General features: G+C 46.1%; 25 protein-coding genes and 1 pseudogene. 22 read left to right on the forward strand and 4 right to left on the reverse strand.

Annotated features, from left to right (window positions below):
• The 12 genes and pseudogenes from NDI45_RS28255 to NDI45_RS28310 form a co-directional block, all read left to right on the forward strand.
• Positions 1-104: pseudogene (locus NDI45_RS28255) on the forward strand (IS1 family transposase); the annotation flags it as partial.
• A gap of 90 nt (positions 105-194) precedes the next feature.
• Complete coding sequence (locus NDI45_RS28260; RefSeq protein ID WP_348249740.1) at positions 195-665, forward strand: IS1 family transposase; 471 nt, start codon at positions 195-197, stop codon at positions 663-665.
• A 311-nt stretch (positions 666-976) separates the two neighbouring features.
• Positions 977-1,837 (forward strand): GH25 family lysozyme, encoded by an 861-nt coding sequence (locus NDI45_RS28265; RefSeq protein WP_348249741.1) that lies wholly within the window; start codon positions 977-979, stop codon positions 1,835-1,837.
• A gap of 39 nt (positions 1,838-1,876) precedes the next feature.
• Complete coding sequence (locus NDI45_RS28270) at positions 1,877-3,181, forward strand: family 10 glycosylhydrolase (protein ID WP_348249742.1); 1,305 nt, start codon at positions 1,877-1,879, stop codon at positions 3,179-3,181.
• Between the two features lie 142 nt (positions 3,182-3,323).
• A complete protein-coding gene (locus tag NDI45_RS28275) occupies positions 3,324-3,554 on the forward strand; it encodes a peptidoglycan-binding domain-containing protein (protein WP_348249743.1) in 231 nt (76 codons plus the stop codon).
• Positions 3,555-3,582: 28 nt separating this feature from the next.
• Complete coding sequence (locus NDI45_RS28280; RefSeq protein WP_348249744.1) at positions 3,583-4,437, forward strand: peptidoglycan-binding protein; 855 nt, start codon at positions 3,583-3,585, stop codon at positions 4,435-4,437.
• A 40-nt stretch (positions 4,438-4,477) separates the two neighbouring features.
• Positions 4,478-4,969: a hypothetical protein gene (locus NDI45_RS28285; RefSeq protein WP_348249745.1), complete on the forward strand. Its 492-nt coding sequence runs from the start codon at positions 4,478-4,480 to the stop codon at positions 4,967-4,969.
• A gap of 64 nt (positions 4,970-5,033) precedes the next feature.
• On the forward strand, positions 5,034-5,465 hold the full coding sequence (locus tag NDI45_RS28290) for a hypothetical protein (RefSeq protein WP_348249746.1): 432 nt from the start codon (positions 5,034-5,036) through the stop codon (positions 5,463-5,465).
• Between the two features lie 131 nt (positions 5,466-5,596).
• Complete coding sequence (locus tag NDI45_RS28295; protein WP_348249747.1) at positions 5,597-7,276, forward strand: peptidoglycan-binding domain-containing protein; 1,680 nt, start codon at positions 5,597-5,599, stop codon at positions 7,274-7,276.
• Positions 7,277-7,319: 43 nt separating this feature from the next.
• Positions 7,320-8,135: a M15 family metallopeptidase gene (locus tag NDI45_RS28300; RefSeq protein ID WP_348249748.1), complete on the forward strand. Its 816-nt coding sequence runs from the start codon at positions 7,320-7,322 to the stop codon at positions 8,133-8,135.
• A gap of 28 nt (positions 8,136-8,163) precedes the next feature.
• Complete coding sequence (locus tag NDI45_RS28305) at positions 8,164-9,045, forward strand: SH3 domain-containing protein (protein ID WP_348249749.1); 882 nt, start codon at positions 8,164-8,166, stop codon at positions 9,043-9,045.
• 12 nt (positions 9,046-9,057) lie between these two features.
• On the forward strand, positions 9,058-9,288 hold the full coding sequence (locus NDI45_RS28310; RefSeq protein ID WP_348249750.1) for a hypothetical protein: 231 nt from the start codon (positions 9,058-9,060) through the stop codon (positions 9,286-9,288).
• Between the two features lie 93 nt (positions 9,289-9,381).
• Here the strand turns inward: NDI45_RS28310 and NDI45_RS28315 are convergent.
• A protein-coding gene (locus tag NDI45_RS28315; RefSeq protein WP_348249751.1) for an IS3 family transposase occupies positions 9,382-10,495 on the reverse strand; the annotation gives its coding sequence in 2 pieces (ribosomal slippage) (positions 9,382-10,228 and positions 10,227-10,495; 1,116 coding nt in all).
• Between the two features lie 217 nt (positions 10,496-10,712).
• On the opposite strand from NDI45_RS28315, the gene NDI45_RS28320 reads away from it, so the two are divergent.
• The 7 genes from NDI45_RS28320 (at position 10,713) to NDI45_RS28350 (ending at position 14,379) form a co-directional block, all read left to right on the forward strand.
• Entirely contained in the window at positions 10,713-11,132 is a 420-nt protein-coding gene (locus tag NDI45_RS28320) for a hypothetical protein (RefSeq protein WP_348249752.1), read from the forward strand.
• A 14-nt stretch (positions 11,133-11,146) separates the two neighbouring features.
• Positions 11,147-11,422, forward strand: coding sequence for an HU family DNA-binding protein (locus NDI45_RS28325; RefSeq protein ID WP_348249626.1), 276 nt, complete (start codon positions 11,147-11,149; stop codon positions 11,420-11,422).
• Positions 11,423-11,471: 49 nt separating this feature from the next.
• Positions 11,472-11,606, forward strand: coding sequence for a hypothetical protein (locus NDI45_RS28330; RefSeq protein WP_348249753.1), 135 nt, complete (start codon positions 11,472-11,474; stop codon positions 11,604-11,606).
• Positions 11,599-12,291, forward strand: a complete 693-nt coding sequence (locus NDI45_RS28335; RefSeq protein ID WP_348249754.1) for a Uma2 family endonuclease — start codon at positions 11,599-11,601, stop codon at positions 12,289-12,291. The genes NDI45_RS28330 and NDI45_RS28335 overlap by 8 nt, the downstream gene beginning before the upstream one ends.
• 86 nt (positions 12,292-12,377) lie before the next feature.
• Positions 12,378-13,001, forward strand: a complete 624-nt coding sequence (locus NDI45_RS28340) for a restriction endonuclease subunit R (RefSeq protein ID WP_348249755.1) — start codon at positions 12,378-12,380, stop codon at positions 12,999-13,001.
• 5 nt (positions 13,002-13,006) lie between these two features.
• Positions 13,007-13,633 carry a hypothetical protein gene (locus tag NDI45_RS28345; protein WP_348249756.1) on the forward strand — a complete coding sequence of 209 codons (627 nt, stop codon included), beginning with the start codon at positions 13,007-13,009 and terminating at the stop codon, positions 13,631-13,633.
• Between the two features lie 227 nt (positions 13,634-13,860).
• Positions 13,861-14,379, forward strand: coding sequence for a hypothetical protein (locus NDI45_RS28350; protein WP_348249757.1), 519 nt, complete (start codon positions 13,861-13,863; stop codon positions 14,377-14,379).
• Here NDI45_RS28350 and NDI45_RS28355 read toward each other — a convergent pair.
• On the reverse strand, positions 14,376-14,630 hold the full coding sequence (locus tag NDI45_RS28355) for a hypothetical protein (RefSeq protein ID WP_348249758.1): 255 nt from the start codon (positions 14,628-14,630) through the stop codon (positions 14,376-14,378). The genes NDI45_RS28350 and NDI45_RS28355 overlap by 4 nt on opposite strands.
• A 142-nt stretch (positions 14,631-14,772) precedes the next feature.
• On the opposite strand from NDI45_RS28355, the gene NDI45_RS28360 reads away from it, so the two are divergent.
• The 3 genes from NDI45_RS28360 (at position 14,773) to NDI45_RS28370 (ending at position 16,096) form a co-directional block, all read left to right on the forward strand.
• Positions 14,773-14,916 carry a hypothetical protein gene (locus NDI45_RS28360; protein WP_348249759.1) on the forward strand — a complete coding sequence of 48 codons (144 nt, stop codon included), beginning with the start codon at positions 14,773-14,775 and terminating at the stop codon, positions 14,914-14,916.
• A 158-nt stretch (positions 14,917-15,074) separates the two neighbouring features.
• Positions 15,075-15,566, forward strand: a complete 492-nt coding sequence (locus tag NDI45_RS28365; protein WP_348249760.1) for a hypothetical protein — start codon at positions 15,075-15,077, stop codon at positions 15,564-15,566.
• Positions 15,567-15,577: 11 nt separating this feature from the next.
• Positions 15,578-16,096: a hypothetical protein gene (locus NDI45_RS28370; RefSeq protein ID WP_348249761.1), complete on the forward strand. Its 519-nt coding sequence runs from the start codon at positions 15,578-15,580 to the stop codon at positions 16,094-16,096.
• Between the two features lie 361 nt (positions 16,097-16,457).
• Here the strand turns inward: NDI45_RS28370 and NDI45_RS28375 are convergent, their stop codons facing one another.
• Together NDI45_RS28375 and NDI45_RS28380 are read right to left on the reverse strand one after the other, a co-directional pair.
• Entirely contained in the window at positions 16,458-16,682 is a 225-nt protein-coding gene (locus NDI45_RS28375; RefSeq protein WP_348249762.1) for a hypothetical protein, read from the reverse strand.
• Complete coding sequence (locus NDI45_RS28380) at positions 16,679-16,930, reverse strand: DUF6737 family protein (RefSeq protein ID WP_348249763.1); 252 nt, start codon at positions 16,928-16,930, stop codon at positions 16,679-16,681. Before NDI45_RS28380 ends, NDI45_RS28375 begins: the two co-directional genes overlap by 4 nt.
• Positions 16,931-17,361 lie beyond the last annotated feature (431 nt).

A 17,361-nucleotide genomic window follows, 5' to 3' on the forward strand; every position in this document is an offset into this window, starting at 1 on the left:
TTTGGCAGCATAGCCGCTTCAAAACGACTGCTGCACAGCGAGCAGGATTAGCGACACGATCATGGAATTGGCACGACATTGCCACCTATCCCACATTAATTTGAGGCACTATCGAGTGTTGCAGGTCAGTACTCGAACGGTGATTGGGGAACTTAAAAAAACACAAGGGGCTCAAAGCGGTCAATGAACCCCGATTGCAACAGATTGAACCTGAGCAAGTGCAGGTCGACATTGTTCGAGTGAGGCTTGTCGCAGAGGGTGTAGGCATTGAAAGTGAGCTAGACGAGATGTGGAGTTTTGTACAGAAGAAGGCAAATCAGCGATGGTTAGGGTGGGCAATTGACCATCACAGCCGGAAAGTACTAGCGTATGGATTTGGGAATCAGGGTGATGCAGTATTCAAGAAGCTTCAGATGCTGTTAGAACCCTTTGGAATTAGGAAGTTTTACACAGATGGATGGGGAGCGTATGAACGAGGTTTAGAAGCTCAACAGCATCAAGTGGGAAAGGCAAATACGCAAAGAATTGAGCGGAAACATCTAACGTTAAGGACAAGAATCAAGCGATTAGCGCGAAAGACAATTTGCTTTTCAAAGTGTGAGCAGATGCACGATACCGTGATTGGGTTGTATATCAATCGTTATGAGTTCGGGCTTCAGCTGTAATTGTAAGCATCAACAAATGTAAAACACTACCCGAAAGTACAGGTTACTTTGTGCAATTCAAATGCCTAACGCTTGTTAGGTGACAGAAGAAACTTAGTCTACTTCAATTGACAAGTAGGCCTGGTACTGTTCAGTATGCGGGAACACCTGAATCTAGTATCCGCTTCGATCGCAGTATGCCTTCTACTGGGAGGACATTTCACGCAGTCGTAAGGATGGCATGCACTTTGAAGTTGCCAAGATTTTGAGCAGTGATGATTTAACTGCATAGGCGAGTAAATACGGTATTTGATAAGAATGGAGATAGAAAAATGAGCGTACCGGGTATTGATGTTTCCGATTTTCAGGATCCTGTTAACTGGTCTACTGTAGCAAGTCAGGGCATTAACTTTGCTCTAATTAAGGCAACAGAAGGCAAATCTTTCAGAGCAGATACATTCAGAGACAAGTGGCGAGACGCAAAAACAGCTGGTATTTTGCGAGGTGCTTACCACTTCTTTAGACCAAACAGAACTGGAGAAGATCAAGCTGATAACTTTCTTCAAGCTCTTGATTCAGCTGGAGGACTTGGAGTAGATGACATATCGCCTGTTCTTGACATTGAAGTTAAGGACGGGGTTAGTAGTGATGTTATTCGCGAGCGTTGCCTGATATGGCTGGCAAAGGTAGAAGCAGAAACCGGACGTAAAGCAATTATCTATACAGGTTCTAGCTTTGGAAAGACGAACCTAAGTGCGAATGCTAAATTTGCTGATTACTCACTGTGGGTGGCTCACTATATAACGGGGAAGCCTGAGGTTCCAGGACGTTGGAAAACTTGTGCGATCTGGCAGTATACCGACAAAGGGAAGGTGAAAGGAATCAGCGGAAATGTTGATCTAAATTGGTTCAATGGTTCTACTGATGCATTAAAAGCATTCGCCACTGGTGACAATTCCCAAATTAGAAGTGACTCTCTGTTTGACGACCTGCTCAACCGGGGTGATGAAGGTGAAGCAGTGCGTCAAGTCCAACAATTGTTAATTACGAAGGGGTATGATGTTGGACCTTCAAGAGCAGATGGTGACTTTGGTGCAAATACCGAGTCTGCTGTAACACGATTTCAGCGCGACAACAATCTTCCGATTACTGGAATTGTTGATCCAGCGACACTTGAAAAGCTCAGCCAGTAAGAATTCATCCTTAAACTTATCAAAAAATAAGAGGCATTTATGAAAAAAGTACGGGGTGTTTGGCTAACCAATGTAGCCAGCGATGTATATAATTCTAAAGCCAATATTGACTCAGCGATCGAGCTTCTAGCTAAAACTGGATTTAATGTTGTCTTTCCGGTTGTTTGGAATAAGGGTTTTACCCTTTATAAGAGCGAAGTGATGAGACGACATTTCGGGGACGACTTCATAATTGATCCGGCGTACCAAGCGACAGGACGAGATCCACTCGCTGAGCTCGTCGAAGCATCAAAAAAATTCAAACTAAAAGTCATTCCTTGGTTTGAATATGGATTTGCTAGCTCTCATATTTCCTTGAGTGATGCTAATACAATTGAATTGCGAAAGATTTTGAAGCAGAAGAATTGGGCAGCGGTTAAGCATGACAAGACAACACCGCTAATCGATAACGATTTTGAATGGATGAATGCACTCAATCCTGAGGTTCAAGCCTTCATGATTGAACTTATAGTAGAGGTTGCGCACAACTACGATATTGATGGTATTCAGGGGGACGATCGCCTTCCTGCATTTCCTGTAGAAGGATTTGATCAGGATGCTGCCAAACGTTTCCGACCAAGTGGTCCTGAGCCTATAGCTACAGATCCAGACTGGATGAGATTTCGTGCTGACATTTTGACTAAGTTTTTAGGAGAGCTTTGTAACCAGGTTAGAGCAGTAGGAACAAGTAAGGGAAAGAAACTCCTTATATCTATGGCTCCTCATCCTAGAGACTTTGGCTTTAGAAAGTATCTCCAAGATACTAAAGCTTGGCTCAATCTAGTTGATATGATGCATCCACAACTTTACCAAAGAACATTTACTGCATATAAGGCTTCAGTTGATCAAGAGGTTAGCGGTTTATTGCCTAATCAAATAGCTAAGATTTCACCTGGTGTTCTCATGAGGATTGGTGATTTTACAATTGATAAAAAGTATCTCAGTGACGCCGTTACACTCAATCGCAATACAAGTTTCTCTGGAGAAGTTTTTTTCTTCTATGAAGGTCTAACAAAACCAGACGATTTAAGAGCAACAACGCTTCGAGATTCTCTTTATTCTGTTATCAAATTGGCTGACGAAGGTCCAGATGTCTTTAAAGTCCAAAAACTTCTCAAAGATCTAGGCAAACCAAAGTTTGATCCAGGAGATGTAGATGGAATCTTTGGAACAAAAACGGAAACAGCTGTGAAGAACTTTCAAACAGATCAGTCACTTACAGTAGATGGTAAAGTCGGAGCCAATACGTTGAAAAAACTGGGAGTTCTCAGCTTAGCTCAGTTTGGTTCTCTTCCAATTGCTTGAAGACAAACCAACCTAAAACTTGATCTTAATATTGTATATTTGCCTAAAAACAAAACCATCACCGTTAATCTTAATCCCTGATTAAGACTAAGAAGTCCAATGGAGTTACAACCCACGCATTTCAACTGCAGGAGAGAATTTGATGGAACTATTTACTCCAGAGACATCATCTGAAGAAATTAAACGGCTTCAAGAGCGACTACAGGAATTTGGCTACTACCAGGGAGAATTCACAAACACTTTGGATGGAGCAACCCAAGAGGCTCTTACAAACTTCCAGGAAGCCAATGGGTTAGCAGCCGACGGAACGGTTGGCTTGATGACCTTAAATGCCCTGGGTCTACTAGAACTTGGAATAACTGATGTGGGCTAAAGATTAAAAATTAAGGGCAGGCAAGACAATGGTGATGCTAAAGGATATTACTGGGTGTCCATCAACGACGATCGCAGATGGATTGTCCCGGCAAATTATTGCTGAGATGAACAATGCTGTTCCCAGCGTTCTTCTAGACTGTTCTGATTTAGATATTTCGATTGATCCGAAGCAATTCCCACTTCTACAACGTCCTGCCAAAGAAGCTTTAGCGAGAGCAATTGCGGCTAGAGGGAAACGTATGGTGATCAATTCAGCCTATCGGACCTGCGCTCAACAGTTCTTGCTTCGGCGGCGCAAGGAACTCGGGAGTTGTGGTATCGCTCAAGCCGCATTGCCAGGAAATAGTCTGCATGAAAGTGGTTTAGCCTTAGATATTCCGGATGTCAGTGGTTGGAAACCTTTTCTCGAAGCACAAGGTTGGGTTCATACTGGGGCAAGACTACCTGGAGATCCATTTCACTTTGAATTCCGTGGTAGGGGCATCCAGATTATCGGTAATGTAGGAGTGCTAGGATTTCAGCGCCTTTGGAACAAAAATCACCTGAGCGATCAAATTGCTGAAGATGGTATTTACTTGCAAGGCCGTGACACTGACAAACGCTTACAGATATCACCGGCAGAAGGATTTGGTGGGGTCACACCTGGAACGAATAGAATTCTGCGATTGTCCAGACCTTTAATGCGAGGTGGCGATGTTCGATTGGTTCAAACGAAATTGAGACAACTCAGTCCTCCGCTGCTTCTAGACGATAACGATGTGGATGGAATTTATGGTTCGGAAACGGAAGCTGCGATCCGGCAATTTCAAACTGATCAAGGTATCCTTCCGATTGATGGAATCGTAGGTCCAAAAACCTACGAAAAACTAGGAATTGCCTAATGTACTCAGAGTACACCTAAGACTACAAGGAAAAATCATCATGACAAGTAATTCAGCTCCTGTTTGGACTCCTTCCTTCGCAATGCAAAATTGGGTCTACCAGAGTTTCTTAATCTTGCCTACTGATCCTGAAAAAGAATCTCCTCCCGGATCTAGCATTACATCTAGAAAATGGGCAAAGGGAAGTTTGTATTTAGAAACGGGTGTTGATCCATCTCCTGCGCCTGATGCGGTAGGAATTCTTGTGTTTCCTACGCCTAGAGGAGATATAAAGTTGAACGTAAAAGCATTTGTGGAGGAAGGTGTTTCACCAGTAAAATTTGAGGCGACTGGAGAAGCGAAGAGCGACTCTGCAGAGACAAATGGAGCAACCTATCAACTTTTAGGCTGGGCATTTCGGGGTAAAGATAATAAGGTCTCAAAAGTTGAAGGAAGTGTAATAGCAGTTCGGGGTTCTGATGCACGTCCGAATATAGACCTTGGCGGTATGCCTATTGGTACGGTTGGGGCATTTGTTATTACTAACGCCTAAAGCAGAATTAGCAGAATCCATAACTTCATGGACAATCGTTTAACAGCAATAGGGAGTCAGAGTTTTGAATGCAATACAATTAACTGAGCAACAACAAGAGAAGAAGGAATTATTGGCTCAGATTAGTGAAAAGCATCTTGAATGGAAAGAGAAAAGGCAACTCAATAGCAGATGGGATGGTAGCCTAACTATTACAACTATTGTTCTCACCCTATTTACAGCTATTCTAGGGACAGACGGAATTTCGATAAACGAAAATGCAAAAAATGCTTTGATTGCTATTTTGAGTGGATCTGTCATAGCGATTCAGTCTGTCGGGAATGCTTTTCCCGTGAAGCAAAGAGCCGGTGGCTATCGGGCTATTGAAAGCCAAGCTTGGTCCCTAAAAAGTAGAGTTGGATTTCTTCAAGCAGATGCTGAAATTTCTGAGAATTTACCCAAAATTCAAGAACAATTCTATGAATTAGTTTCTAAATCAGCAGAATTGGAAATTTAGTAATCTGTCAAAAATGAATTCAGAGATAGAGCTGCTTGAGTTTGATCCAAGCATTTTCGTCGTAAATGCGACCAAGACTCTGGTAGTAATCTCCTCAATCATATTTTAGTTAACGCTTGGGAGTAGAACACATGGTGCTTTCTCGTGGCTCAACTGGTTCTGACGTTCGAGATTTGCAAGGGAAACTTGTAAAACTGGGCTTTTTAAGCTCAAGTCCATCTGGAACGTTTGATGCAGAGACAGAATCTGCTGTCAAAAACTTTCAAGCTCAACGCCCTTGGCTCTTGATTGATGGCGTTGTGGGTAATATGACACTGAGTGAAATCAATGATGCTCTCTCAGAGTTGGATGGACAAGATGCCTTGAAAACGTTTGCATTGGGTTCCCGATCTTTAGATATGGCATCTCTTAGGAGAAACCCACTATTAGGTTTGGCAATTCAAAGATGCTTGAGAGGGCTAGGGTTATACCCAGGTGGAAAGTTGATTGATGGTGATTTCGGTCCACGCAGTCAAGCAGCACTAAAAGATTTTTGTAATAGATCTGGTATTTCAGTTACTACACCTTTGCAACTGACTCCTGCAATCGCAGATAAGTTATTAACCACCCCCCAAATCCTCTCTGTCCTAAATGATGCAAAAAACACTGGTCGTATTTCAACACAATATCTCGATTTTCAGAAAGCTGTTGGTGCTAATGATGCCAAGTTGGGATTTTTAGATATGGGGGCGCAACAATCTCCTTTCAAGGAAAGCATCTATCGCGGCAAGGAGTTTTTAGCTGCAACAAGGTCAGCAGGAGTCAAGAGTAGCTCGCCCATATCACTCAGTTTTTCTAATTACCCAAATATTGGAAGCGAACCAACGATTAACATTAGCAGTTTAAATTTCTTAGGGTCTGACATTACAGAAGCCTGTATTTGTCTAGGGCATTTTGATGGGGGACAGCTAACTACAAGCTGGTTGGGCAAAAAAACATTTGATCTTGTCGAGTGTTGGAGCGCTAGCAAAATCATCCCCATTCTGAACGTTCTATGTAAAGTTGGAAATAGAATTCCTGGCAACCCAAATGACTTGATTCTGAAGAATACAGGCAGCGCGGGACGACAGTTTGAACTTCCTAACGCACTAGTCGATATCTGTTCTTACAGAATCAGTGTTGATCATTCTAATGCTTTGTCTGCAACTTTGAATGCTTTTGAAGATAATCGAGAACGATGGATAAAAAATCAAACTGGTAATGCCAGAGCAATTCAGTTTGGTGGAAAATATGGGGTTACAGCAACAATTGGAGTCCCAGAAATTCGAGATCGCTCCAGCCCTCCCCACAGCCCAGCAATCTTAGATTCTCAATCGACTGCTACTGGAGGGAATTTAATTTCTGCTTATGACTTAACAAGGTTTATTTCCTTTGTTGGGTGGCACGGACTACTATCTAATACACAGAGATTACCCGGCATTTCAGATCGAGGCATCGAGCAAGCAGTTATTGCGCTAGGTACAGACACCGCACGATATGTGGATACAGCAATTTCAACGCTTGGACTTGAAAATGTGATAGATTCGCTTGTCGTTCTTTCTAAACTGGGCTTTGGAGTATCGCCAAGACGTAATGTAGCGGAGTTAGTTTACACTGCATTTGCTCAATTCATTGATAAACAGAATCCAACTGAGCCAAAACTCAGATCTTTTGCTTTAACATTGCGTACCAGCAAACCTTCAGGGAACGGTGTGGCAATTGAAGTGGATACAGCTATAGCTACTGCTGTTACAGAAATTGTTCGGCGGATTGTAACCGAAGATTTTTCTTGATAACTGATTTATTGCACATTTTATTGATTTCTAGGAGTTGAGCATGGTTCTTCCCTTGTTAGAACGTGGCAGCATTGGCGAAGCGGTAGAACGTTGGCAAAACTTTCTCATTGGGCAAGATATGCTAAAGGATATAGCAGACGGTCGTTTCGGGCAAAAGACAGAAAATGCAACCAAAGCCTACCAAAGCTCAAAAGGTTTGACGCCTGATGGTCGCGTCGGTCCAAAAACTTATGCTAAAGCACTAGAAGATGGCTTTGATGGCGTGACGATCGACACGGACTTCCCTCCTAAACCGAATTTTCCACCCTTAGTTGGCACGAGCGATCGTCAAGCGATTTTTGGTAAGTTCGAGTACCGAGCTAATCCAAGACCAGATAATCCTGAGGCGATTGAGATTTTAGGAACCTGGGAAAGCAACAATATTATCAGAGTGGAACTACCTGATTTTCAAACAATCACAGGTGCGCCCAGTAGTGGCAAAATGACGTTTCATCGTTTAGCAGCACCTCAACTAGAGGGACTGTGGAAAGCATGGCAAGCGAAAGATCTACTGTCCCTCATCCTCACATTCGGTGGAAGTTTTGTCCCTCGATTCATTCGAGGAAGTCGAACAGTTCTGAGCAATCATGCATTTGGCTCTGCATTTGACATTAATGTTGCATGGAATCCCTTAGGGCACACGCCCGCTTTAGTTGAACAAAAAGGATCTGTTCGACTCTTAGTTCCCATTGCTAACGAATATGGCTTTTACTGGGGCGGTCACTTTAACAATCGCAAAGACGGAATGCATTTTGAAGTAGCGAAAATCCTCAGTGCATCACAGATACAAGACCTAAACCGAAAATACGGCATCTAAACCCATCTAGTTCTCAGGAGCTACAGTAATGGTCAATCTCTATAGTGTCAAAGCCACTAGTCTTAATATCCGCTCGTCGCCTAAAGTTGAGGATAGCAATAAGATTACGTCTGTTCCTCAAAATCAGGTAATCGTTAAGTTGGGTATCGCTGACGATGATGCGTGGTGGAAAATTTTAACGATCAAAGATGGACAACCTTTAGAAGGGTTTGTTGCAAGTCGTTTTTTAGAGCCTGCACCGAGGCTAGTTCAAGCGATTGGCTGGTTTAAAGGACAGTTTGGGGACAAAATTAATGCTACCATTTCAGGCACTCCGTTTAGCTTGGATCTTCTGGTTGCGATCGCAGTGCAGGAAACGTATTACATCTGGGGAACTTTGTACAATAAACTATCAATTGATGAGGTTCTGCAACTCTGTACTGGAGACACTTTAGATGCTCCTAGACGGTCTGCGTTTCCAGAAAATAAAGCAGAATTGTTAGCCTACGACAAGGGAGATGAAATGTTTGCGATCGCTCGTGCAGCCTTAGAAGCGGTTGCTAACTTCGTCCCCTCGTTTAAGCGTGTTGCAGATTCTTCTCCAAATAAGTTCTGCAGAGGTTATGGAATCTTTCAACTCGACTTGCAGTTCTTTAAGAACAACCCTAATTATTTTCTTCAAAAAAAGTGGTACAGCTTTGATGAGTGCCTTGCTCAGTGCGTTAACGAGCTAAAAGCAGCCATGAGACGCGCCTATGGTAGCAGTAAAATGGAGTTAACCGATGAAGAAAAAGTTTATGTTGCAATTGCCTACAACCGTGGAAGTGTAGACTTTTCCAAAAAGTTTAAGCAGGGCTTTCGAGATGAAAGTGGCAAGTACTATGGTGAGTACGTTTGGGAATACCTACAGCTTGCCAAGTCAGTACCTTGAGTCTTGGCGTGTATGACGGGTAAGACTACGAATGATCCAATTCCTAATCAGCCCCTGCCCAGTCCACCCGATCCCTACTACTCGCTTCAGTGTCAGCTCTGTGAGTTCCATACCCACAATCCGCATCTCCGTTGCACGTTGCACCCGTTGGGTTTGGAGTCAGAGGAGTGTTGTGACTTTAGGGCGATCGTCCCACAAGGAGAACAGCTTTGCATCACCTATGCTTCTGAGGCGGAGGAATAAGGTGTACCCCATTGTCTAGACAGTTTCTATAAAACTTTAAGATAGAATCTCTTCTTGGTTCATTTGTTCTTGTTTTGTTTGCTTTAATACATCTCAATCACCTCGCCCACTGAAATGCACTGCGGCTGGCACTTGATAATCCAGCGCCTGATGTAATCGCTGATGATTGTAAAACTCGAAGTAATTCCCCAAACCCTTGATCGCAACTGCGACCGTTGAATAATCCTTGAGATATACCTCCTCGTATTTGACACTGCGCCAAAGTCGTTCGATAAAGATGTTGTCAAACGCTCGTCCTTTGCCATCCTGGGAGATCCGGATGTTTCTGCTTTCCAAGTAGCTTGTGAACGCTTGACTTGTGAACTGACTGCCCTGATCGGAGTTGAAGATCACAGGCTGTCCAATTTGCAGAGCTTGCTCCAGTGCCACCAGACAGAAGTGGACATCCATCGTGTTAGACAACTGCCACGAAAGAACGTAGCAACTGTACCAATCAATGATGGCAACCAGATACACAAAGCCTCTAGCAAGCCGGATATAGGTAATATCGGTACTCCAGACCAAATTGGGTGCATCAATCGTCAGTCCTGTGAGCAGGTAGGGATAATGTCTGACATTGTCAGCCAGAATCGTTGTGCGGGGGCGGGGATAAATGGCTTCAATCCCCATCTGCCGCATTAATCGCGCCACTCGCTTGTGATTAACGGCTTCCCCTTGTGTTCTGAGCCATGCCGTCATCCGACGAATGCCATAGAACGGCGTTTTGGTGTACTGATCGTCAATCAGATTCATCAGATGCAGCTCGTAAGCGTCTACCGCAACCGGCTTGTAATACCAGCTTGAACGGGCTAAATCGAGCAATTCACATTGACGCACCACGCTGATGTCTGGATGATTCGGCTCGATTAATTGCCGTTTATGATCGAGAGACAATGCCAGATTTTTTTTTCAACCAGTCCAACTCGACTTTGAGTTGCCCAATCTGCTGATACAAGCTCGCCGTTAAGTCCTCCTGTTCCTTCTGGCTTTGGGCACGTCGCGATGAGAAGATACCGGGCAGTTCGTCGAGGACTTGTTTCTTCCACTGGTGGATTTGCGTCGGATGCACCCCATGTTCGGTTGCCAGTTCATTTACCGTTTTCAGTCCTTTGATCGCTTCTAGGGCGACTCTGGCTTTGAACTCCGCGCTGTGTTGTTTTCGCTGCATATCCTGGTCATCTCCGTAGGTCTACTGGTTCTATAAGCAGCGACTCTATCTTATTCCTCTGTCTAGTTTTCGGGGTACATCATAGAACAATAGCAACCAGAAGGGGCAGCATTACAACGGAGAGTTGGTTCTACAGCCCAGGCAACGGGCGTCAACGGAGCAACTGGACTTACTGGATACCCATCCCCTATTTACAGGGCGATGTCCTGCTTGTGAGATGCCGATTGGATTGATTCGACTCATCAAGTTCAAGTGCATTGGGACTGCTCGAACTGTGGCTGGCTGGATGACTCTGTTTGAGCAAGGAATCGACAATCTGGTTAGTGAGTCGGCGATCGCTGTTGGCATCAGCAAAAAGAGGTCTCCCCGCCGCAGCCGACATTCCGGCATCGTTGAGGCATTGAGTCTGACCGATGGCAACGTCAGAGCGGTGCAGAAGCTCTCCAGACAAAAGAACATCCAAACTCTGATGCTTCATGACAATTCGCAGCTGCCCTATGCAGAAGGACATCAGCGACAAGCTCACTCACGCGCTTTAGAGTGCCTGCTCAACGGCAGAATGCGGGTTTCGGATTGTTACGATCGAGAGAATGCGGGTTTCAGCCTCGAATCGTTTGCACTACAATTCCAGTGTTGAGTTCGGACTTTCGCATGAACAAAGGTGAGCTTGTAGACAAGGTTGCAGAGAAAGCCAACGTCAGCAAAAAGCAAGCGGACGCAATTCTGACGGCGGCAATCGACTCCATTATGGAAGCTGTGTCAGAGGGAAATAAGGTGACGCTCGTGGGCTTTGGCTCCTTTGAGCCACGCCAGCGGCAGGAACGGGAAGGACGCAATCCCAAGACTGGGGAAGTGATGACGATTCCTGCCAGCAAGGTTCCAGCATTCTCGGCTGGCAAACTGTTCAAGGATAAAGTTTCAGAATAAGAACCCTCTTAGACATAAATGCAGCAGTAGCCTCAGCCAACCGCTCTAAGTGAGGGCGATCGCACCGCGCTACGACGCGGAGCAAGAGCGACAAGTCGATCGAACTGCTCTACGAGGGTGGTGTATGGAGTTCACGGTAATGGAAATTGCTTTTGTCGCTGTAGGAGAACTGAAATATGGTTGACCGTTTAACGCAAGGCTCTAAAATTCCTCCTCTAGAAAATGGCGATCGGCTCACTCGTTTCGAGTTTGAGCGACGCTACAGTGCGATGCCCCAGCTGAAGAAAGCTGAACTGATCGAAGGAATTGTCTATATGCCCGCTGCTTTGCGTTTCAAAAGTCATGGTCAACCGCATAGCTGGGTGATTGGCTGGCTGATAACCTATGCTGCTGCAACCCCCGGCGTTTCAACGGCAGATGCGCCAACCGTGAGGCTGGATCTTGACAACGAACCGCAGCCCGATGCCGTGTTATTGATTGACGAGGCATCTGGAGGACAATCGCGATTGAGTGAAGACGACTATATCGAAGGTGCGCCTGAATTGGTCGTTGAAATTGCTGCGAGCAGTGCAGCGATCGATCTTCATGCGAAGAAAACAGCCTACCGGCGAAATGGCGTTCAAGAATACATCGTCTGGCAGGTCTTAGACCACAAGCTGGATTGGTTTTATTTGAGCGAAGGCGATTACCTGAGCTTGCCTGTAGACGCAGATGGCATGATCAAAAGCCAGGTCTTTCCAGGATTGTGGTTAGCGGTCGAGGCTCTGCTATCCGGCGATTTGCAGCAAGTGTTAGCGGTAGTGCAGCAAGGAACGCGATTGCCAGAACATGCAGCATTTGTGCAGAAACTGGCTCGCTTCCCTCATTAACCGGATTGCCGATCAAAATAAAAGAGCATCTTGGATCAAACAAGGCTGCGTCAGGAAAACTGATTGAACTGGGGAAAGAGAAGACGATGGTACAGATAATCCAGGCGAAGACCGTGACGCTGCGAACCCTAATCGACGATTTTGGCATTCAGTTCGTTGACGATCAGTCATTTTTCCGGGAATGGCAGGGCAATCTGCCTGAAGTCAGCGATCTGGAAAAGGAGCAGCTTAGACGCATTCGGGATGGCTTTGTCAATCTACTCAACTATCCGCCTCTCCTGGAAGGCGTGATCCGAATGTCAGTCGTCGATCCCCTCCTGTTTTTGGGGGGCTTCTATCTTCCACCGTTTCATGTGCGATCGGAACCGTCAATCGAGATTCAAACCGAAGAAGAGGACATTCTGATTACGGGCAGTCTCGATACCCTAGTTCTCAAAGACCGTTTGTGGGTACTGGTAGTGGAATCCAAACGCGCTTCCTATTCCGTCGAAGCAGGACTCGCGCAAATCCTGGCGTATATGATGGCAAGCCCCAATCCTGACCAATCCTGCTATGGCATGATTACCAGCGGCGGCAGCTTCATGTTTGTCAAACTCGACAAAGAAAATCTACCCCGATATGCAGTCTCCAAGCTATTTGGAATTAGAGAACTGGACGATTTGATTAGCGTTTTTGCCATCCTCAAACGGTTGGGACAACTTGTGGAGTGACCCTCATGCTCTACAGCCACTTCACCCTGAATAAAGTCAAAAGCGACTTTCGTATCACAACCATTGAAACTGAGACGCTTTTTCCTCAGATTGAGCCAGTCCAGCCCGGTGAACTGCTCACATTGAATTTGAAGGAAAACCTGTCACTGGCAACCGCTATTAACACCGAGAAAGCCCGGTCGGAACTCATTATTATGCCTGTGCTCACAGAAGTCAGGCGAGTTCTTAAGGGGCAGGTCAGTTTGTTCTCGGGCGTTGAGTTTAATGTGGATCTGGAGCGTGGATTAAACGGCACCTGTGATTTTATCCTGGCCCGATCGCCCGAACAGTTCTTTGTTACTCAACCTGTTGTGACGATTGTAGAAGCCAAGCGAGAGAATATTCCTTCTGGGCTGGGGCAGTGCATCGCCAGCATGATTGCAGCGAAGCAATTCAACGAGCAGGAGGGTGAACCCATCCATACCCTTTATGGAGTTGTAACGACTGGAACAGAGTGGAAGTTCCTTAAGCTGATTGAGCAAACTGCCTACATTGACAGCAGCAGTTATTTCATCAGCGAAGTAGACCAAATTCTCGGTATCCTGGTTGCGACCGTTGAACCCGAACCAGGGCGAGTTGTCATAACTCAATAGCATCTTTGAATGGTTAATCCTCCTAGATAACGTTCTGATCACGCTGCTGACCAATCCCAGCACTTCATATTGCTTCTGCCTGTGCCTATTTGGAGGATAGCGTCTTCGATCGTTGATCAAACGCTTCTTCTTAATTTGATGGATCTTTTGATGAATCTATCGAAAGATTCATTAGTCAAAATTCGAGGGTACACTAAGTTAGAGTTGTCACATTAATTTTCAAGATTATGCCTCGTTCTTCTTCTGCCGTTTCCCCCACGTCAATCAGCAGCATTGCCGATAGCCTCACTACGCTTCCTGAAAAGACAAAGGAAGGATACACCCTGAGAGAAGCTGTTGCAGCCCTGGCAGACCCGATTCGTACGGCATTAGAGCGAGGCTATAGCCATGCTGATATTGCAGTCATCCTGCACGCTCATGGCATTCCCATTTCTCCTGCTTCTCTCAAAGCTTATCTGCCCCAGAAAGAGCAACCTAAGCGCCGCACCCGTCGCCCTCGTAAGACTGAAACGCTTCCCGTCATTGAAGCCGTCAGCACGCCTGAACCTGCTCCTGCCCCGGTTGAAGCACCTGCTGAAACGGCACCTGCTGAAGAAGCGGCACCTAAAAAACGTCGAGGACGACAGCCAGGTACAAAGACGGCAACTAAAACCACCACCAAAGCACCGACTAAAACTGCTGCTAAATCAAAAGCTGCTCCTCGCACAACAGCAAGCAATGGCAGAGGACGGAAGAAGCAAAGCTAGAACGGGGTATAAAGTTCGTGCCACTGAACCGCAATTAGCACCGTGGATCGGTCGTCATCCTGGGGGACGCATTGAATTCCCCAGGTATGAATATCCCAGATAATGCCTGTAGTGACTGTCGGAGATTGAAGCCAGCGCGTTGAAAACTCTGCTGTCTTGCATGAATAGCCGATCAAATCGCCTGGTTCTAGAGCTGCGGCAATGGAGACGATCGTTTGAGGACGGTTCATGAGGTTGGCGCTGTCACTCATCCAAAAGTAGCATCCGCAAATCCCCAGCAAATCCCCTTGCTCGTTTATTGTTGAAATTCGAGTAGGAGCTGGAATCAATGAGAATCTATGTTTGGGGCAACTGCCTGTCACCTGAAGCACAAGCCAACCTCACCCCAAAGGGTTGAAGCAATACTGGCGAGTTGACGATCAGGGAATGCCGATCGGAAAACCTTTTCAGTATCGTAGCGACATTGAACTGCACGAAAAGATGATTGGGGATGAGAACTACGAGATTATTGCCAGAAATCGAGGGGAGCGATCGTAATGCTTGATCCTGCTGTTGCACTCTGCGCCTTTACTTGGGTGCAGTAGTAGAGGAGGAGTCTATCGCTTTAGTAAGTTTGGCAACTTGTGGAAACTATGCTGCAAGTGGTTGATCTTAAAACTGGATCAGGACAGACTGTCCAGGCTCAATTCTGCCAAATGCAACAAAACCACGTGGATGATTTTGAAGGTATTTGGCGGGATATTCTTCGAGAGCTTGGGCAGGATGATGCATTCTGGAGTTGGGCGACCAAAAAGCGGTTATCTCTGAACGACGGTCGCTTTGAAGCTTATGCAATCGAGTATGAAGGACTCACGCAAGGACTGCTATGGCTTGAAACGCAGTGGCATCGCTCTTGGTTGCCCCAACGTTACCCACTGGTTTATGTTGAAGCCTTGGCTTCCGCTCCCTGGAATCGGAAAAGCCTGGAGAATCCCCCTTATCTCTATGGTGTTGGCACTGCCCTGCTTTTATTCGCTCGACAGCGCAGTCTTGCTTTAGGGTATGCGGGGCGCGTTGGGCTTCATGCTCTTCCTGCCGCAGAAGAGTTTTACCGACAACGCAATATGATGGACGGTGGGCCAGATCCGGACAGGGAGAATCTAAGGTACTTTGAATATGGACGATTGTTGCAATCTGTAGATGGCTAGAGGATTGGATCATGGACGAAGAAACACTACAGCAGCAATACGAGCAGACCGGAAACCTGCTGGATGTCTTGAAAGATTCTGCAACGCTGGAAGCCGTCATGCAGATTGAAGCAGAATGCGGCGATATTGGAGCAGGATTTCCCGCTTACTCAACCCGTTCCAACCCCGTGACTCCTGCCCAGTCCTCCTCAGTCTTGAGAACGGTGCGATTGCAGTCGATCGTATTGACCACTTTTACAGAGCTGATTCAGACCGTTAATCTGGGTGGGGGAACTGAAGCCGCGATCGCTGAAGGCAGACGACGGATTCGTCAGCATCTTGCAGCCCTCACCGACGAGCAGCAGGCTTACTTTGATGCACTGGTAGATGAAGATCAGCAGCAGCCCAACGATAAGCCAGTTCGTGCCCAGCTCAAGTCAGTAATTTATTCATTGCTGTCTGATGTAGACTGGCAGGCGATCGGGCAAGCAGCAACTGAGGCAATCCAAACTCAGTGGATTGAATTTACTCAAGCTTCCAAAACGGCTTAGGTTACGGGGTTCAGATCTGGTCGTTGCCGCTGCCCGGATGCCAATGCAGCCCGATCCTGTTCAATCTGTCCAACAGTTTGTTTAACAGCAGCGATCGCTCCGGCAGAGTCAGAAAAGTCCCTGGCGCAGGCTCTTAAACCGCTTCTCAAAGAATTGACCTGCTGTGAATTTGACCTGCGCCAAGGACGGCTGATCTAAAGCGCACGAACGATTGCGGGAGCAGTTTATTTAACTTTGCTGGCTCTTACGCGCTTTTGAGAGAGTTAAGACTGGAAGTGCTTTGATCTCTTAAGCCGACGTGGACTGCTTCAGCAATCCCACCCCTTTCCACCAAATCTGTGTCAGGGCCCAAAAAAGAATCTTACGCAAATTCGGTGATTTTGAAGCTGGAAGCTCCCTGAACCCTTGAACTGACGTTTGCGCTCTCAACGATCGCTTCTGCGCTACGGCGCATCGCGCAGCGGTGCCCGATCGCATCCCTTCTCACTAAATCTGCGTAGGAGTCCGAAAAGCGAGAGACGCGACAGTAACATTCGATAAGGGTTTGCTGAAGTCTAGCTAGAATCCCCAAGTGGGTCGCCTTCATCTAACTTCCTCGGAGGGTGCAGACTCCTGCGCCAGCATCTGTGCCATCGCCTTGGGGTAAATTAGCAAAAAGTAGCCCATCCAGGTCAGAACTGGCAACGCGACCAGTCCGGTGACCCAGATTGTTTTGAAGAGAAGATTTGTGGTAGCGATTGCTCCTACCCCTGTCAACACAATCGACCAGGGCTGACACCACCAGGGCTTCAGTTGCCAGATGTTGGTCGATTTGGGTTCAGCGGGAGTTTCCATTCGCTTTCAAAGGGATAGTCGGGCGATCATCATTGTTCCTGCTCCTTGTCCTAATGGGGTTGGTGGATCAGAAGCTGGATGTTTTGATTGTAAGTGTACAGTGACTTTTTATTTGTCGTGGAGACAGATTAGCGTCGTTCAAAAAGCAAAGCTAAACCTGGCTTACTTTTCTGCCTAAAGCCAGCTTGGCAATCCTGATGGTCGGATGCTCAATCACTGAGCGAACTCGCTCAGCAATCCTGCAACAAAAAAGGTTTTGTTCAGCGACACGAATTTGTCTCAATGTCATTTATTTTGGCACTGTACATAAATTGTTTAATACCAATTTAATGTGAAAGGGCACATAATATGGGCAGTAAAGTCAAGCAGTCAAGCTAACGATGAGCCGTCTATTCAAAATTGAGATTACGGAGAGCGAAGCAGAGCTGAAG

The organism is Leptolyngbya sp. GB1-A1, assembly GCF_039962475.1.
Taxonomy (GTDB): Bacteria; Cyanobacteriota; Cyanobacteriia; order Elainellales; family Elainellaceae; genus Leptolyngbya_A.

Coding starts and splice junctions, on each gene's coding strand:
- NDI45_RS28265 (WP_348249741.1), top strand. CDS start 977: ATGAGCGTACCGGGTATTGATGTTTCCGATTTTCAGGATCCTGTTAAC.
- NDI45_RS28270 (WP_348249742.1), top strand. CDS start 1,877: ATGAAAAAAGTACGGGGTGTTTGGCTAACCAATGTAGCCAGCGATGTA.
- NDI45_RS28275 (WP_348249743.1), top strand. CDS start 3,324: ATGGAACTATTTACTCCAGAGACATCATCTGAAGAAATTAAACGGCTT.
- NDI45_RS28280 (WP_348249744.1), top strand. CDS start 3,583: ATGGTGATGCTAAAGGATATTACTGGGTGTCCATCAACGACGATCGCA.
- NDI45_RS28285 (WP_348249745.1), top strand. CDS start 4,478: ATGACAAGTAATTCAGCTCCTGTTTGGACTCCTTCCTTCGCAATGCAA.
- NDI45_RS28295 (WP_348249747.1), top strand. CDS start 5,597: ATGGTGCTTTCTCGTGGCTCAACTGGTTCTGACGTTCGAGATTTGCAA.
- NDI45_RS28300 (WP_348249748.1), top strand. CDS start 7,320: ATGGTTCTTCCCTTGTTAGAACGTGGCAGCATTGGCGAAGCGGTAGAA.
- NDI45_RS28305 (WP_348249749.1), top strand. CDS start 8,164: ATGGTCAATCTCTATAGTGTCAAAGCCACTAGTCTTAATATCCGCTCG.
- NDI45_RS28310 (WP_348249750.1), top strand. CDS start 9,058: ATGACGGGTAAGACTACGAATGATCCAATTCCTAATCAGCCCCTGCCC.
- NDI45_RS28320 (WP_348249752.1), top strand. CDS start 10,713: ATGCCGATTGGATTGATTCGACTCATCAAGTTCAAGTGCATTGGGACT.
- NDI45_RS28325 (WP_348249626.1), top strand. CDS start 11,147: ATGAACAAAGGTGAGCTTGTAGACAAGGTTGCAGAGAAAGCCAACGTC.
- NDI45_RS28335 (WP_348249754.1), top strand. CDS start 11,599: ATGGTTGACCGTTTAACGCAAGGCTCTAAAATTCCTCCTCTAGAAAAT.
- NDI45_RS28340 (WP_348249755.1), top strand. CDS start 12,378: ATGGTACAGATAATCCAGGCGAAGACCGTGACGCTGCGAACCCTAATC.
- NDI45_RS28345 (WP_348249756.1), top strand. CDS start 13,007: ATGCTCTACAGCCACTTCACCCTGAATAAAGTCAAAAGCGACTTTCGT.
- NDI45_RS28350 (WP_348249757.1), top strand. CDS start 13,861: ATGCCTCGTTCTTCTTCTGCCGTTTCCCCCACGTCAATCAGCAGCATT.
- NDI45_RS28355 (WP_348249758.1), bottom strand. CDS start 14,630: ATGAGTGACAGCGCCAACCTCATGAACCGTCCTCAAACGATCGTCTCC.
- NDI45_RS28365 (WP_348249760.1), top strand. CDS start 15,075: ATGCAACAAAACCACGTGGATGATTTTGAAGGTATTTGGCGGGATATT.
- NDI45_RS28370 (WP_348249761.1), top strand. CDS start 15,578: ATGGACGAAGAAACACTACAGCAGCAATACGAGCAGACCGGAAACCTG.
- NDI45_RS28375 (WP_348249762.1), bottom strand. CDS start 16,682: ATGAAGGCGACCCACTTGGGGATTCTAGCTAGACTTCAGCAAACCCTT.
- NDI45_RS28380 (WP_348249763.1), bottom strand. CDS start 16,930: ATGGAAACTCCCGCTGAACCCAAATCGACCAACATCTGGCAACTGAAG.